The organism is Enterococcus sp. AZ071 (genome assembly GCF_050499065.1).
In the GTDB taxonomy this organism is placed as follows: domain Bacteria; phylum Bacillota; class Bacilli; order Lactobacillales; family Enterococcaceae; genus Enterococcus_A; species Enterococcus_A ferrettii.
Window position 1 is genome coordinate 1,875,570 of the sequence record NZ_JBIPAS010000001.1, and the last position, 17,091, is coordinate 1,892,660.

Annotated in this window: 16 protein-coding genes; 2 read left to right on the forward strand and 14 right to left on the reverse strand. The window is 38.9% G+C overall.

The features are described 5' to 3' along the window. Positions 1–114 precede the first annotated feature (114 nt). From IGI49_RS09245 to tyrS, 9 genes are all read right to left on the reverse strand, one after another. A complete protein-coding gene (locus tag IGI49_RS09245; RefSeq protein ID WP_207704766.1) occupies positions 115–405 on the reverse strand; it encodes an ArsR/SmtB family transcription factor in 291 nt (96 codons plus the stop codon). 14 nt (positions 406–419) lie between these two features. Further along, positions 420–2,135 (reverse strand): phospho-sugar mutase, encoded by a 1,716-nt coding sequence (locus tag IGI49_RS09250; protein ID WP_429964271.1) that lies wholly within the window; start codon positions 2,133–2,135, stop codon positions 420–422. A 113-nt stretch (positions 2,136–2,248) separates the two neighbouring features. Continuing rightward, positions 2,249–3,163, reverse strand: coding sequence for a thioredoxin-disulfide reductase (gene trxB, locus IGI49_RS09255; RefSeq protein ID WP_429964272.1), 915 nt, complete (start codon positions 3,161–3,163; stop codon positions 2,249–2,251). A 218-nt stretch (positions 3,164–3,381) separates the two neighbouring features. Then, the gene (locus IGI49_RS09260; protein WP_207701026.1) at positions 3,382–3,600 is read right to left on the reverse strand and encodes a YneF family protein; all 219 of its coding nucleotides are present in this window, start codon (positions 3,598–3,600) and stop codon (positions 3,382–3,384) included. 111 nt (positions 3,601–3,711) lie between these two features. After that, positions 3,712–4,341 (reverse strand): FadR/GntR family transcriptional regulator, encoded by a 630-nt coding sequence (locus tag IGI49_RS09265; RefSeq protein ID WP_429964273.1) that lies wholly within the window; start codon positions 4,339–4,341, stop codon positions 3,712–3,714. Continuing rightward, complete coding sequence (locus tag IGI49_RS09270) at positions 4,301–5,491, reverse strand: CynX/NimT family MFS transporter (RefSeq protein ID WP_429964274.1); 1,191 nt, start codon at positions 5,489–5,491, stop codon at positions 4,301–4,303. Before IGI49_RS09270 ends, IGI49_RS09265 begins: the two co-directional genes overlap by 41 nt. 210 nt (positions 5,492–5,701) lie before the next feature. Then, positions 5,702–6,589, reverse strand: coding sequence for a deoxyribonuclease IV (locus tag IGI49_RS09275; protein ID WP_429964275.1), 888 nt, complete (start codon positions 6,587–6,589; stop codon positions 5,702–5,704). Between the two features lie 34 nt (positions 6,590–6,623). Then, positions 6,624–7,532, reverse strand: coding sequence for an AEC family transporter (locus IGI49_RS09280; RefSeq protein ID WP_429964276.1), 909 nt, complete (start codon positions 7,530–7,532; stop codon positions 6,624–6,626). Positions 7,533–7,586: 54 nt separating this feature from the next. After that, a complete protein-coding gene (gene tyrS, locus IGI49_RS09285; protein ID WP_429964277.1) occupies positions 7,587–8,849 on the reverse strand; it encodes a tyrosine--tRNA ligase in 1,263 nt (420 codons plus the stop codon). Positions 8,850–9,038: 189 nt separating this feature from the next. Between tyrS and IGI49_RS09290 the strand changes: the two genes are divergently transcribed. Beyond that, positions 9,039–11,414 (forward strand): transglycosylase domain-containing protein, encoded by a 2,376-nt coding sequence (locus IGI49_RS09290; protein WP_429964278.1) that lies wholly within the window; start codon positions 9,039–9,041, stop codon positions 11,412–11,414. A gap of 83 nt (positions 11,415–11,497) precedes the next feature. On the opposite strand, the gene ccpA is transcribed toward IGI49_RS09290, so the two are convergent. Next, the gene (gene ccpA / locus IGI49_RS09295) at positions 11,498–12,499 is read right to left on the reverse strand and encodes a catabolite control protein A (protein ID WP_429964279.1); all 1,002 of its coding nucleotides are present in this window, start codon (positions 12,497–12,499) and stop codon (positions 11,498–11,500) included. A gap of 196 nt (positions 12,500–12,695) precedes the next feature. Between ccpA and IGI49_RS09300 the strand changes: the two genes are divergently transcribed. Then, positions 12,696–13,796, forward strand: a complete 1,101-nt coding sequence (locus tag IGI49_RS09300) for a M24 family metallopeptidase (protein ID WP_429964280.1) — start codon at positions 12,696–12,698, stop codon at positions 13,794–13,796. 49 nt (positions 13,797–13,845) lie between these two features. Here IGI49_RS09300 and IGI49_RS09305 read toward each other — a convergent pair whose 3' ends face one another. The 4 genes from IGI49_RS09305 to IGI49_RS09320 form a co-directional block, all read right to left on the reverse strand. After that, a complete protein-coding gene (locus tag IGI49_RS09305) occupies positions 13,846–14,415 on the reverse strand; it encodes a YtxH domain-containing protein (RefSeq protein WP_429964281.1) in 570 nt (189 codons plus the stop codon). Positions 14,416–14,429: 14 nt separating this feature from the next. Then, entirely contained in the window at positions 14,430–14,858 is a 429-nt protein-coding gene (locus tag IGI49_RS09310) for a DUF948 domain-containing protein (protein ID WP_207701016.1), read from the reverse strand. 287 nt (positions 14,859–15,145) lie between these two features. Beyond that, a complete protein-coding gene (gene galU / locus IGI49_RS09315; RefSeq protein WP_207701015.1) occupies positions 15,146–16,045 on the reverse strand; it encodes a UTP--glucose-1-phosphate uridylyltransferase GalU in 900 nt (299 codons plus the stop codon). A 22-nt stretch (positions 16,046–16,067) separates the two neighbouring features. After that, on the reverse strand, positions 16,068–17,084 hold the full coding sequence (locus IGI49_RS09320; protein WP_429964282.1) for an NAD(P)H-dependent glycerol-3-phosphate dehydrogenase: 1,017 nt from the start codon (positions 17,082–17,084) through the stop codon (positions 16,068–16,070). Positions 17,085–17,091 lie beyond the last annotated feature (7 nt).

Consider the following 17,091-nt stretch of genomic DNA (forward strand, 5'->3'; position numbering starts at 1 on the left):
CACAAAGATTAAACGTGTTTCATCATATTTTAATATAGTTTGTGTCTTAGTATAACTAAAATACCCAAAAAAAACTAGTGATTTTCCAATAAAAATAGAAAATCACTAGTTGTCTTAATGATGAGACACATGGCGGAAGGTTTGATCCAAAATATCTAAGACATGATGGTCATCCAAACTATACAACATTGCCTTGCCATCGCGTCGTGCTTTGACCAAACGGTTGTCCCGCAACAGCTTCAATTGATGGGAAACCGCTGACTGTTCCATTGCCAAATTTTCACTGATGGAAGAAACATTGCGTTCACCTTGCTTCAAATACAATAAAATTCTTAAACGAGTGGGGTCACTCAACACTTTAAACAACTGACTAACGGCTAGAATTTCAGTCTTTTGTGTACTCATTCTAAGCCCCTCTTCTACTCTGTAATTTTGCGGATTGCTGCTTCATAAGCCGCTAGCTTATTCTCCGCATCTTTTTCAGATGACCCTTTTACTCCAATGTAAAATTTAATTTTTGGTTCTGTTCCAGATGGTCGGATAGCTAACCAAGTATCATCCTCTAACGTATATTTTAATACATTTGAAGAAGGCATAGCAATGGCCCTGCTTGTACCTTGGCTATCTGTGGCTTGTTGGATTAGATAATCTTCAGTTAGTGCCACTGAAACCCCTGCAAATTCCGTTGGTGCTTGAGTCCGCAGCCCTTCCAAGATCTCTTTGATCTTAGCAGCACCTTCTGCACCACTCAACGTCACAGAAATAGTTTTCTCTGCAAAGTAGCCGTATTCTTCAAAAATTTCTTGCAAACCATCATAAAGGGTTTTGTCTTGCTTCTTATAATAAGCGGCAACCTCTGCTAATAGAAGCAACGCTTGAATTGCATCTTTGTCCCGAACAAATGGCTTGATTAGGTAACCATAGCTTTCTTCAAAGCCAAACATAAAGGTATGAGAGCCATCTTCTTCGTATTGTTGAATCTTTTCAGCAATAAATTTGAAGCCGGTCAATACATCAACCATTTCAGTATTATAGGCTTTAGCAATGGCCGTTGGCAATTCACTTGAAACAATGGACTTCAATACCGCTGCATTTTCTGGTAGATCCCCCGCTTGCTTATGAGCTTCTAAAATGTAGCGAATCAGCAACGCACCGATTTGATTTCCAGTTAATACTTGGTATTCACCACTAGGCAAACGTACTGCTGCTCCTAAACGGTCAGCATCTGGATCCGTGGCGATTAATAAATCCGCACCTTCTTTTTCACCTAACTTAATTGCATATTCAAAAGCTGAATGCTCTTCAGGATTTGGTGATTTAACAGTAGAAAAATCAGGATCAGCCACTGCTTGTTCAGGAACCAGCATATATTCTTCAAACCCTGCTTGCTTCAAGGCTTTCTCCCCAAGCATTGTTCCAGTACCATGTAATGGTGTATAAACAAGTTTCAAGTTTTTGCCCATTTCGTTAATCAATTCCTGATCAATTGTCACAGCTTTGATTTCTTCCAAATAAGCAGCATCAACTTCTTCACCAATAATCGTAATTAGACTGCTGGTTTCGTCTTGCAAAACTGCCACTTCTAAAGGATTCTCAACTGAGCGCACAAATTTAGTCAATGCATCCGCATCTTCTGGCGGCATTTGGCCTCCATCTTCACCATAGACTTTGTACCCATTGTATTCAGCGGGGTTATGTGAAGCAGTAATCATTATCCCTGTAAATGCATTCAAGTGACGTACTGCAAAAGAAAGCTCTGGAGTTGGTCGCAGACTTTCAAAAACATAAGAAGGAATGCCATGAGCAGCCAACGTTCTAGCTGCTTCCATTGAAAACTCAGGCGACATGTGGCGAGAATCATAGGCAATTGCTACGCCGCGCTTTTTAGTTTCAGAATCTTGGGTATCCATGAAACGGGCCAAACCTTCTGTAGCCTGACGAATCGTAAAAATGTTCATACGATTGGTTCCTGGTCCTAAAATCCCCCGCATTCCTGCTGTACCGAATTCTAAAGATGTATAGAAAGCATCTTGCTTTAATTCAGCATTATCATTAAGCGCTTTTAATTCCTTTTGCATTTTTTCATCCAGTTTATCGGAATTCATCCATTGTTCATACACTTGTTTCCAAGACATGAAGGACACCTCTTTCATTTTTCTTACCTTTCAAGTATACCATCCTTGTTATATTCAGCAAACAAAAACATTAAAATGGAGCAAAAAAAGAAGAGTGTCAAAAAAGACACTCATTATTTATTACTCTCGATATATTTATAAACTTGTTGACCTGCAATACCACCTTCGCCTACTGCAGTTGTGATTTGACGCAGATCTTTTTCTCTGGCATCACCAATTGCAAAGACACCAGGAATACTGGTTTTCATCTCATTATCTGTTTCAATCCAACCTGCTTCATTGGTAATACCACTATTTTTAAATGGTTCTGTTAGTGGATCAAGTCCAACATAAATGAACATGCCATCAGCTGGTTCTTCATGGATTTCATCAGTCTTAACATTACGAATTTTTGCTCCAGTTACCACCATATCATTGCCAACTATTTCTTCTACGACACTGTCCCAGATAAAAGAAATCTTTTCGTTTGCAAATGCCCGGTCTTGAATAATCTTTTGTGCTCGTAACTCGTCACGGCGGTGAACAATGACTACTTCAGCGGCAAAACGAGTTAAGTAAATCGCTTCTTCTACTGCTGAATCGCCGCCTCCAACTACTAACAAACGTTTGTTGCGGAAAAAGGCACCGTCACATACCGCACAATAAGATACACCGCGACCAGCAAATGATTCTTCTCCAGCTACGCCCAGCTTACGATGAACACAGCCCGTTGCAATAATGATTGTTTTGGCTTGATAAGTTTGATCCTCGGTAATGACTTCTTTATAGTCCCCGCGATCCTTAATATCCAGCACAATTCCATAAGCATTTTTAGTTCCAAATTTTTCTACATTTTCATACATCTTTTGTGCTAGCTCAGGTCCCATAATTGAGTCAAATCCTGGATAATTTTCTACCTCAGCTGTATTGTTCATTTGTCCGCCAGGCGCACCGCGCTCGATCATTAATACAGACAAATTTGAACGGGATGCATACAAAGCTGCGGTCATACCTGCAGGACCAGCACCAATAATAATTACGTCGTACATTCAAATCCCCCCATTTGGCTTAACTTTACTGCTACAATTGAATTCTGTCGAGTAATTTGCTTACAAAAGGTTTGTAATTTCCCAAACAAATTATTCTTTTAAATTAGCTTATTTACTTACGAAGATTGTCTTTCCGTTTTTGTCGATCCGTATAAAGTAGGTTTTTTTATTTCAAAAAAGAAGGGCAACCATCAAAGAATGGTTGTCCTTGCTTATGCTTACTCTTGATTTTTCATTTGCTGCATCATTTGACGAATTTTTTTCTCAGAAGGTTTTTGACCCATCGACATCATCATCTGACGCAACATATCCTCATTAATTGGAGGGTTCTTTTTTAAATAATCTTTCATCCAGTTTCTAGCTAAGAAGAAACCACCTACAGCACCCAATATTGCGGCAATGACTGCAATCAACACAACAATTCCTGTTGATACCATTTTATCGCTCCTCTCTTTTGACATTCGCTACATATTTTACTAGAACTTCCCACAAAAGAAAAGGTATTTCCCAAATCTTGATAATCTCCTTAAAATATCTAACAGTTCCCATCACTCAAAGCCGTTATTTGCAATAATCATTTGTTCAGCTAATTCAACATCTTTATCTACCAATGCCTGGTAAAGCTGATTATGAAAGCGAGTATTATCTTGATAGTTCGCTACTTTCAGCATCTGACCACTTAGATATAGTCGAATGGCCTCTTCGATTTCATGGTACCATTTGACTAAAAAAGGATTACCTGTCAGATCAATAATTTTTTTATGAAAAGCCATATCCTGAATTACGTATTCAGAAAACTTGCCCGCCTCTAATAACTGATTTCGTTGAAATAGTAATTCCTTCAGCTGAAGCATAGTATCAACCTTATGATCCTTTTGAATAACTAAACGAACGGCTTGTAGTTCTAACATTTGCCGAGCGGCCAGCAGTTCTTCCGTTGAGAAATCTTCTTTAAAACTGGTATTTTTCAAATAAGTACCAGAACCTTGCCGTACATCTAGCACATCCGAGAAAGACAATATTTTTACCGCTTCTCGTAACGTTGAACGTCCTACCCCTAGTAGTTCGGCTAAATCGGCTTCTTTAGGTAGTTTTTGTCCCACTCTATAGTTTTTTGCCTTGATAAAGGTCAAGAGTTCAGTGATTGTTTGATTGACTAACCCGCGTTTGTTTCCCATCTGTTTCCTCACTTTCCAATGAATGGCCTACTACCAACAACAAAATTGCCCCTATTAGTAGAAACCAATACAAGCTGGCTGTACTGTTTGTTAAATCAATAAAACTGCCAATTAAAACAGGAGTAATCCCACCAATCATATAACCAAAGGCCTGAACAATACTAGCATAGATACTAGCTTGCGAAGCATCTTGGCTTTCTCGAATCGGCAATAGCATGGCAATTGGGAAAAATCCGCCTGTTGCTATTGCAGCCAATAGAATACTTATCACTAGAATAAAGAGTCTATTGGCGAAAATCAATAACAGAGCAGACCCTAATAGGCAGCAGCAGCAACAGATAATCCATTGCTTAGTAGTTCCAATTTTATCCATCAATGTAGGAATTAAAAAGCTGCTAATCATTTGAACAGCTGTAAAAGTAGTTAGTAAAGTGATGCTCCAAATTGGCGACACCCCCTTACTCAACAAAGCAGAAGTAATCCAAGTAGTAAAACTGTAAAATACTCCGGACTGAATTCCAAAAAATAAAGCCAATTTCCATAATTTTTTATCTGCAAAGAAAGAAGTTCCAAACTGCTTACTTGCAGCTGGCGAAGTCGTTTTATCTGCCAACAGCTTCCAAATGAACCCGCTGATTATTGCTAATACCCCCCAAACAGCTAAAGCTGTAGACCATTGCCCATTAAAATATCGCGTTAATGGTCCCATCAAACTAGAAGCACTAACGGAACCTAATCCCATACTTAGTGAATAAATACCAATCAAAAGGCCTGCTTTTTCTGGAAAAATTTCTTTAATAAATCCTGATAACAATGGACCAATTAATGCTATCGAACAACCAATTAACAAGGTGCTAACTACCAATCCCAAAAAGCTGTTGAACACGCCTCTACTCAACGTCGCGACGCCTAAAATGAGTAAAAATAAAAATATGCCCTTGTTACGTCCAAGTTTCTTTTGTACAAATGCGACCAAAAAAGCTAAAACCCCCATGCAAATTACCGGAATACTTGTCAAAAGGCTGACTGAAAAATTAGATAAATGCAAACTACGTTGAATTGTCGCCAAAATGGGAGCTACGCTAGAAATTCCCAGTCGTAAATTGAAGGCTACTAAAAAGATTAGCAGCACAGTCTTTTTCTTTGTCATAAATCCCTCACCCTTAATCATCTGATGACTTTTAAATCATCAGATCATTTTACCAGCAATTTACCAACAAAAAATTGACAGTCATTTTCAATAAAAAAACCGAACCGATCGGCTTTCCTAAAGTTAATTGTTAAGGTGCAATCAACTAAAGATGAAAACTAATCGTTCGGATTTGTAGTCAGATAATAATTTTGATTTTCTTAACTGCTTCTATTCAGCTAATTCTGGAAAGGCTGCTTTATCAAATTTTTGCTCCTTGAACATGGCAATCTCTTTTCCATAAGGTGCATAAGCCGTCTTCTTATCTTTTCCAACGTAAGGTGTTTCTAAAATTTTAGATACTTTAGAAAAGCGTTCATCATGGACAATTTGATTCAAGGTATCAAAACCAATTGTTCCATAACCGATATTGGCATGACGGTCTTTTCTAGCACCCATCGGATTTTTTGAATCATTTATATGGAGAACCTTTAGTCGATCTAAACCAATGATCCGATCAAAATCCTCCATTACACCATCAAAATTGTTTTTCACATCATAACCAGCATCATTTGTATGGCAAGTATCGAAGGTAACTGACAGCTTCTCATTGAGCGTCACACCATTAATGATATATGCCAATTCTTCAAATGTCTTCCCGACTTCAGTCCCTTTACCTGCCATCGTTTCTAAGGCAATTTGAGCTTTTTGGTCCTCAGTCAGCACTTCATTTAGCCCTCTAATAATTTGATCCAACGCAGCTTCTTCACCAGCACCCACGTGTGCCCCGGGGTGAAGCGTAATTTGCGTAGCTCCTAACGCTTCTGCCCGCATAATTTCTTCCCGTAAAAACTGCACTGCAAAGCCAAACATTTCTGGTTTGGTTGTATTGCCTAAATTAATAATATATGGCGCATGCATCACAATATTGGATAGTCCATGCTCCTCCATAAAAGCTTCTCCAGCAGGAATATTCATTTCCTCCACTGATTTACGTTTGGTATTTTGCGGCGCACCGCTATAAATCATAAAAGTAGATGCTTCATAGCTGGCTGCTTCTTTAGCAGCGCCCAGCAACATCTCTTTTCCTTTCATACTGACATGAGAACCAATTAACATATCTTTCTTCACTCCTTACAAGGATTTTCATTCATTACAATACCAACAGTAAAATTGCTGTCATTAACGGCAGACTTACCAAAAAGCTGATAGAGGAAGTAAATCCCACAACTTCTGGACGAGCACCTGCTTGAACACTATTTACCACCCCAAATGTGGTCAAAGGTCCTAACGAAACTAAACATAATACCATTTTGATAATAGACGGTAAAGGCAACAATGCCACAAATAAAGCTATTACACCGCCAAAAATATATTTAACAGCTAATGTTCGAACAACTAGCACTATATCGCTTCTTGGCAACCGTAATTCTAAAAACAATCCAATCATAAACATCGATAAGAAGGTATTGGCATTCGCAATTGGTTGAATCATGGTAACTAAGCGCATCGGAATTTCAATGGAGAAGCTGCGCAAAAATAGCATAATCAAATAACATAAAAAGGGGACTGATCGGGCTAGCCGCTTACCAATTTGAAAAATACTGGGAATTTCTTTACTCGATCCGCTAACTGCCTCAATCATAACTGTCGAACCACCAGCCAGCATAATACTGTTTCCAATATCAAAAATTGATAAGGCAGGGATTGCTTGCGGTAAAAAGCTTTGAAGAAAAGGCAAAGCAAAATTTCCAATATTGTACCCTGAAGCACTATACATTAACAGCTCTCGTTCCACTGTCTGCTGCTTTTTAGAAAAGAATGCACCAAAACCAATCATTACTATGTTCATTACAACACCAGCCACGATCAGTAAAAGTAAATTAGAAGCAATATCCAACTTAGCTAAATTAACGATGATTGCTCCTGGAAGTGTTATATTTATGATGATCATCGATAATGTTGAACCATCCGCTTTGCTCAATATATTAAAACGTTTTGTCAGGTACCCTAAACAGACAATTAGAAACAGTCCTAATGAATTCCATAAGATGTTTGTCATTTCTACTCCTTATAAAAGAGTTGGCTAAATCCGAAGATTTAGCCAACTTCTCAATTAAAACTGCAACACGAAATATTTTTTCTTCCCACGACGAATAACTATAAAGGATTCTGCCAATTTATCTTCGTCACTCAATACATAAGACAAGTCTTGTACACGGTCGCCATTCACATAAATTGCTCCGTTAGTAATATCTTCCCGGGCTTGACGCTTAGATGCTTCAATTTTTGCAGTAATTAAAATTTCTACTAAATTTAAGTCATCTTCCGCTTTCACTTGGTAGCTTGGTACGTTTTTAAAGCCTTGTTTGATTTCATCAGCAGTTAAATTTTTCACTGCGCCGCTGAACAATGCTTCTGAGATATGGACCGCTTGTTCATAGGCTTTTTCACCATGAACCAAAGTGGTTACTTCTTTAGCCAACGTCCGTTGAGCTAAACGCTTTTCAGGAGCTTGATTGAACTCTTTTTCAAGGGCATCAATTTCTTCTAATGGTAAGAAGGTGAAATATTTCAAGAATTTCACTGCATCGCGATCATCTGTATTGATCCAAAATTGGTAAAACTCATAAGTAGAGGTCTTCTCAGAATCAAGCCAAACTGCATTGCCTTCAGTTTTACCAAACTTAGTCCCGTCTGCTTTCGTAATTAACGGCATAGTTAACCCAAATGCTTGCGCCTCTTTTTCACGACGGATTAATTCAATTCCTGAAGTAATATTTCCCCACTGATCGCTGCCGCCTAACTGCAGGTGACAACCGTAACGATCAAATAATTGAAGAAAATCATAAGCCTGCAATAATTGGTACGCAAACTCTGTATAAGAAATTCCAGTTTCAATCCGACGTTTTACGCTTTCTTTGCTCATCATATAGTTAATAGTAAAGTTTTTACCAACATCACGTAAGAAATCGATTAATGATACCTCGCCTAACCATTCATAGTTATTGGCAACAATAGCCGGGTTTTCTTGACTTTCAAAATCAATAATACCAGATAACTGATCTTTGATACTTTGAGACCAAGCTTTAACAGTATCTAAGGTGTTTAACTGACGTTCAGCATCTTTAAACGATGGATCACCGATCATTCCGGTTCCGCCACCTACTAATGCAATTGGCACGTGACCGTTTTGCTGGAAACGACGCAAAGTCAAAATTGGCAGCAAATGTCCAATGTGCAGGCTGTCAGCAGTTGGATCAAATCCAATATATAATTTGACAGACTCTTCATTTAATTGTTTTTTTAGGGCTTCTTCATCCGTCACTTGGAAGACCAAGCCACGGTCTTTTAGCTCCTGAAAAAAGTCTGAACTCATTTTTTTTCCTCCTCAAAGTTGTATACTTCCCCATATTAACTGAAAAAATGTCGAATTAAAAGACGTAAGATTCAAAATGACTACGATTATTTGAAGTTTTGATTACAATATCGCCAAGTGCTTGTTATGACAGCTCATTCTTTGCTATAATTCAACAGAATTATATAGATAATCGATGAGGTGAACTTTTTGGCTCACAAGAAAAAAGAAAAAAAGAAGCAACCCCGCTCCACGAAGCATTTGGTGGGTACTTCTTTTTATATTAACGTCACACTAAGAGTGGTAAAATCGTTATTCGTCGGTCTTGTCCTCGTTCTATTCTTAGGAGGGATGCTGGCTTTAGGTATTGGCGCAGGCTACTTTGCCTACTTGGTAGAAGGTACCGCTACACCGACAAAAGAAGAAGTAAAGCAAACGGTCGGCGATATTACCGAGTCTTCCAAACTCCTTTATGCGGACAATAAAGAGATAGCCACGATTAGTGCTGATCCTATTCGACAAAAAGTCAACTCTGATGAAATATCGCCGTGGATCAAAAAAGCCATTGTTGCTACAGAGGATGAGTACTTTTTCGAACACCATGGTGTTGTCCCTAAAGCAGTAGTTCGAGCGTTAATCAGCGAAGTAACTGGTTTGGGAGGAAGCTCTGGGGGATCTACTTTAACTCAGCAGCTGATAAAGCAACAGGTATTAACCAGCGAGACTTCTTTCAAACGGAAAGCCAATGAAATTGTTTTAGCTTTAGATGTTGAAAAATATTTAAGCAAAGATGAAATTTTGACCGCTTATTTGAATATTTCACCGTTTGGTCGTAATAATAAAGGGCAGAACATTGCCGGCGTGGAGGAAGCTGCCACCGGTATTTTTGGTGTTCAGGCCAAGGATCTAAATTTACCGCAGGCTGCCTTTATTGCTGGATTGCCGCAAAGTCCTATCGTTTATAGTCCTTATACAAACACTGGAGATCTCAAAGAAGATTACTCAATTGGAATGGATCGTAAGGATAATGTACTTTTTAATATGTATCGTGAAAAGGTAATCTCCAAACAGGAATACGAAGAAGCTAAAAATTATGATTTAGCCAAAGATTTCAAAGCACGAGAAGATGTGGTAGAAGACCAACGAGGGTTCTTATATTACACCATATATAATGAAGCAGTCAGCATATTAGCTAGACAGCAGGCAGCGCAAGATGGTGTCAGCGAAACTGATTATAATAAAGATGATGTACGAACTCGTTATGTTGAACAGGCTAAAGTAAAAATCCAAAACCAAGGATTAAATGTTCAATCAACAATTGATAAAAATATTTATGATGCGATGCAGCTTTCAGCAACCGAATACGGGCAGTATCTTGACAATGGATCGGGAACGCCTATCGAAACAGGTAATATTTTGATGGATAACCGGACAGGTCGGATTTATGGCTTCGTCGGCAGTCGTGATTACAATACTAACCAGAATAATCATGCGTTCGATACCATTCGGCAGCCTGGTTCTTCGATCAAACCACTTTTGGTTTACGGACCAGCCGTTGACCAAGGGTTGATCGGCAGCGGAACCCGCATAGCTGATTTCCCAATGAAGTATCAACAAGGTGCCAATGCTGGAAAAGAATTGAAAAACGCGACCGGAGATGGTTCACGAACCTTCCAAACAACTCGTGAAGCGTTAGTAGAGTCTACCAATATTCCTGCTTATCATGTTTATCAAGATTTATTAACTGAAAAAGGCTCTGATCAATATGTCTACAACGATTATTTGAAGAAAATGAATTTTCCAAGCTCCGACAACTGGGGAGTTGAATCAGCACCTTTGGGAACTATTGAGACCACTACATTAAATCAAGTAAATGGTTTTCAAGCATTAGCCAACGGTGGTGTTTATCAAGAGGGGTATTTAATTGAATCCATTACAGACAGTACAGGCAAAGAAATCTACAAACACCAAGAAAATCCTGTACAGGTTTACTCTAAAGCAACAGCAAGCATCATGAATGATATGATGCGTAGTGTAATCACCGAGCAGCAGACTACTCCATTTAAATCATTACTAAGCGGAGTAAACTATACCTTAAGTACAGCTGACTGGGTAGGTAAAACGGGAACAACCGATAATTATACAGATAACTGGTTGATTGTTTCTACACCTTCTGTTACTTTAGGCAGTTGGACAGGCCGCGATGATAATCAGCCGATGGATAGCAATGCTGGAAACCGTACTGCTACTTATATGGCGTATCTAGCTGGTCGAATCTATGGCGTGAATCCTAACGTATTTGAGGTAAATGAGGAGTTTAAGTTGTCTGACGATGTCAAGAAAGAGAAGGTTTCAACCTTTACGGGACTGAAACCTGGAAAAGTTAGTCATGATGGAACTACCTATCAAGTACCAAGTGGTGAATCTGAATCCTTCTGGGCTAAAGATGGACCTGGAAGCAATACTTACAAATTTGGTATCGGCGGTACAGACGCTAACTATGAAGATTACTGGAATACTCGCAATCGTTCGAACCGTACTAACAATGTGACAAACAATAATAATGACAATGATGATGAAGACTAACTGCAAACAAGCAGGCCGGGAGATTTTTCCCGGTCTTTTTTGTGGAGCAAAAAAGCCCTCAGAAGCTGAGAGCTTTTCATCAATTATTTAGTTGAACCTTTTTCATCGACACCATGAGGTAAAATGATTGTTTTTTGTTCGATATCTTCCTTGTTCATCATTTTAGTCAATAGACGCATTGCTACCGCACCGATATCATATAATGGTTGAGTAACACTCGTTAAACGTGGACGGGCAACATCTGTCAACAATGAATCGTTGCTGGTGATAATTTCGAAGTCTTCCGGAATTTTAACACCTTTATCCAACAAACCGTCTAATAAACCAATTGCTAACTGATCATCGGTAACGTAAGCTGATGTTGCTCCACTGTTCAATACACGATCAGTTAAAGCCAATCCATCTTTAAAGCTGTAAGTCGCTTCAAAAACTAATCCTTCATTATATGAAAGACCATGATCAGATAAAGCTTCTTTATAGCCCTTCATACGTGCTTGCCCATTGATTGGATCAATTAGTGCACCACTAATGAAAGCAATTTTTTTATTGTCATGCTGTGCTAGGATTTCTACTGCATCTTTCGCAGCAGTTGTGTAATCAATATTTACACTGCCGACTTGTTCATCTGGATCGATTGAACCAGCTAAAACAATTGGCGTTTTTGAACGTGAGAACTCGGCACGAATTTCATCAGTAATATGATGACCCATGAAAATGACACCATCAACTTGCTTAGCTAACAGATTGTTTAACACATTCACTTCTTTTAAAGTTTCACCATCTGAGTTAGCTAAAATGATGTTGTATTTGTACATTGTCGCAATATCATCAATTCCTCGTGCTAATGACGCGAAAAACATGTTGCTGACATCAGGAATAATTACCCCTACTGTTGTTGTCTTTTTACTTGCAAGTCCTCGAGCAACTGCGTTTGGACGGTAATCTAAACGATCAATAACCTCTAATACCTTTTTACGTGTGGTTGGTTTTACATTGGGATTGCCGTTTACTACACGAGAAACGGTTGCCATCGAAACATTCGCTTCCCGGGCAACATCGTAAATTGTAATTGTTTGTTTTTCCATTTGATTTTTCTCCTATCTCTTTTCGTTTTCAGAAAATCTCATTTACATTTCCTAAAGATAATAGCACGTCTTTTCTCTGATTGCAACCGTTTTACTCTAATTTATTAAAAGATTTGCAAGCGTTTTCTAATATTATTTTGCAGAAAAGGGCTCAAGTGATACAATATTTGTATGCTTAACAGAAAGAAGGATAATCATGAATCAAGAAAAAGTTGCAGAACTACGTAAATGGATGTCATCAAACAATGTGGATTTGACTTATGTATCTGATCCTAGCCACATCGCTTATTTCTCAGGTTTCGACAGCAATCCGATGGAACGAATTTTAGCACTTTTCATTCCTTTAGACAAAGAGCCCTTTTTATTCGCTCCCGGTTTAGAAGTCGAAGATGCTAAAGCAAGTAACTGGGAATATGATGTAATCGGCTACTTAGACAGTGAAGATCCATGGGCAATTATTATAGCCGAAATTAAAAAACGCTATGGCGCACCAAAGAAAATGGCTGTAGAGATGGGGCAATTGGTTTTAGATCGTTATCAACGTCTGGCAGACACTTTTACTGACACTGACTTCTCTGCTGACCTGACACCTCTAGTGCAACAATTACAGCTTTATAAAACAGAAGAAGAATGCCAGCGTTTAGTTGAAGCCGGTTCAACGGCGGATCTAGCCTTTGAAATTGGTTTTAAGTTGGTTAAGGCTGGTACTACTGAAGAATCTATTGTAGCAGAAATCGAATACGAATTGAAGAAACAAGGGATTAAACAAATGTCCTTCCCAACTGAAGTGTTGGCTGGACCAAACGCAGCAAGCCCTCACGGCTCACCAGGAAAAAATACTGTGAAAGAAAATGAATTAGTTCTATTTGACCTTGGAACAATTGTTAATGGTTATTGCAGTGATGCCACTAGAACAGTGTCTTGCGGCAAGCCAACTGATCATCAAAAGAAGATCTACGACATTGTACTAGAAGCTCAATTGAAAGCCCAAGAAGCTGTTAAGCCTGGGATTACAGCAGCTGAGTTAGACAAAATTGCTCGTGACGTGATTGAAGGTCACGGTTACGGTGAGTACTTCAACCATCGTTTAGGTCATGGTATTGGAACAACGATTCATGAATATCCTTCGATCGTTGGTGGTAATGATATGGAGATTAAAGAAGGCATGTGCTTCTCAATTGAACCAGGAATTTACTTACCGAATGATGTCGGTGTTCGAATCGAAGACTGCATTTTTGTAACTAAAGACGGTTGTGTTCCATTTACCAAAACATCAAAAGAATTGATAATTTTATAGAAACAAAAAAAGTTGTCCCCTTTTTTGAAGGGACAACTTTTTTTGAAATTTATTGTTCAGGATTGTTCTTCTCGACTTCTTCTTTAATTTCTTCTTTGATTTCTTCAAAGCTGTCAGAATTCTTTAAATCCTCTGCCTTCACATCTAATTCTGAAGCACCCTCTGATACTGTTTGTTTAGCGCCAGTTTTCATTTCATCTGCATCAATCACAATATCATCAGCGGTGTCTTCAACGACGTCTTGTGCTTCATCAGCTGCTTTCCGGAAACGATCAGATAAGTCCGAGCTTTGTTGCTTCAAATCATCAAACAAATCAGCATGAATATCTCCCAAGTCATCTACTGCATCCTCTGATTTTCCTTTCACTGAAGATGCAAAATCAGTCGCTTGATTGGTCAAATCAGCTGCCTTTTCCTTAACTACTGCACTCATCTCACTAGTTTTGCCAACGATTTCTTCAGTATAATCAGAGGCTAGATCTCGCCAATCATCAGTTTTGCTTGCCAGTTCGTCACGTAATTCTTTGCCTGATTTAGGTGCTAATAATAAAGCTGTTGCTGCTGCTGCAACTCCACCAATAACTACTCCTAGTAAAAATCCGCCTTTTTTTCTTCCCATCGTAATTCCTCCTATTATAAATTAGTTTGTTTGCGATTTCTGAAAAACTTCATGGTTGACTCTCCAACCTTACCTGCAACCTTTACCTTAGCAGTAGTTTTTCCAACACTAGCGACCTTACCAGTTAAGTTACGGCTAGCATGGTTTAAGTTCGAAACACTTTCACTTAAATCTGCTACGGCAGTAAACAATGGGTCAATCGTTGCTACCTTCCCATTGACGTCATTTAATAAATGATTGCTTTTTACCAGCAATCCTTCCACTTGCTGCATCAACAAATCAACATCCTTTGTTAATACACTAATCGTTGTATTTGCTTCTTTGACTGTAGTATCGACCTTTTCCACCGTTTTGGCGACTTGACTCAATACCCTTACCAGAAAAATTACCAATACAACAAATGCTAAGGCTGCAATGAGGGCAGCAATACCTCCTAGACTCATCCGAACACTCCCTTGCTCATTTTCTGTCAAAAAACCTTTATTTGCTAACTTTTATTATACCATTCATCCCATATTAAACAAAAGTTTATCCTTCAGTACAAAAGGTATCTTGGTTTGAAGAACGGCGAATCGATTGAATACCTCTTATTATTTCTAACGCATTGCTATTATATATTCCTCAGAGGAATACCTCATCTTCTGAGAAATGTAACCATTGAAGCATCTACATTATCTGATTTTTTCTAAAAAAAAAACAGCAACAATTAGCTGCTGTTTTTTGGCTTTGATTATTCCTTTGGAGCTTTAGGTTTTTTCCCTTCAATTTCTTTACCTAACTTCACAATATAGTCAGCTAATTTATCTTTAATCTCAGGATGAGTCAACCCGTATTCAATACTAGTTGTCATGAAACCAAACTTATCACCGACGTCTGAACGTTTGCCAGTAAATTCTTGTGCAAATACTCGTTGTGTCTTATTCAAAGTATCAATCGCATCCGTCAGCTGAATCTCTCCGCCAGCACCTGGTTTTTGGTTATCCAAAATAGAAAAGATTTCCGGAGTCAGCAAATAGCGTCCGATAATTGCCAAATCGCTAGGTGCCTCTTTAGGATTTGGTTTCTCTACAAAGTTTTTAACATTGAATAAGCCTTTTTCAACTTCTTCACCCGGATTAATAATTCCGTATTTTGATGTTTCTTCATGAGGGACCCGCATCACGGCAATGGTTGATGCATGAGTTTTCTCATAATCATTCACCAACTGCTTCGTCAATGGCACTGTATCTTCCATTAAATCATCACCCAGCATAACCACAAATGGCTCATTGCCAACAAATGCTTTGGCCTGTAGTACTGCGTGCCCCAGCCCTTTTGGATGAGACTGACGAATAAAATGCAAATTAACATCCGTTGTTTCTTCTACTAGCGCTAACAGATCTGTTTTGCCTTTTTCTTTTAAATTCATTTCCAATTCGATATTTGCATCAAAGTGATCTTCGATTGGACGCTTTGCTTTGCCGGTAACGATCAGAATATCTTCGATCCCCGAATTCAAAGCCTCCTCAACAATAAATTGAATTGTTGGCTTATCAACAATTGGCAGCATTTCTTTTGCCATCGCTTTGGTAGCTGGCAAAAAACGAGTTCCTAACCCTGCTGCTGGTATCACAGCTTTTTTTACACGCATGGTACTTCCTCCAACTTTTTGATTATAGTGTAAATTCATTCTCAAATGTCCCTGCCCGTAACATCAAATCAGTACAAGCTTGACGAACGTCCTTTCCTTCATATAAAACAGAGTAGATAGTTTCGGTTATCGGCATTTGAACCGCCATTTTTTCAGAAAGTTCTTTTGCTGCCTTAGTTGTCGCTACGCCTTCAACAATCATCCCCATATTATCTAGTACTTCATCTAAATTATGTCCTTTGCCTAGCAAATTGCCAGCACGCCAATTACGTGAATGAACCGAGGTACAGGTGACAATCAAATCCCCAACACCGCTCAAGCCAATAAACGTTAATGGGTTGGCTCCCATTGCCACACCTAAACGACTAATTTCAGCTAATCCTCGGGTCATAATAGCTGCCTTGGCATCATCACCATAAGAAAGTCCGTGCAAAGCTCCTGCTCCAATAGCGATAATATTCTTTAGGGCAGCTCCCATTTCAACTCCGACAACATCAGTGTTAGTGTAAATACGCAAATACTCATTCATAAACAATTTTTGTACATATTTTGCCAGCTCTTCAATATCACTAGCTGCTGTAATTGTCGTAATGTCATGAACCGCAACTTCTTCAGCATGACTTGGACCAGACAAAACGACAATCCCCCGACGTTTTTCTGCCGGAATTTCTTCTGCCAATATTTCTGAAATCCGTTTATGACTTTCCTGCTCCAGCCCTTTACTTGCATGGATAATCACAGGCTTACCAGTTACTGCTTGGCTAAATTCCTTAGCAACGATTCGCATTGCTTTAGTTGGTACAACAAAAAGAACAGCATCTACCTCATCGATCGCTTCTTTTAAGTCCTTGCAGCCCTGAATACTTTCAGGGATCTTTAGATCTGGCAAATAATGACGATTGGTATGATAGGTATTAATTTCATCAATTTGTGCTGGGTTGTTCCCCCAAATTCTTACGTCATGACCATTTTCTGCTAATACTTTTGCTAAGGCGGTTCCCCAAGAACCTGGCCCTAGAACGGCAACTTTTTGTTTCAAAGTTCGT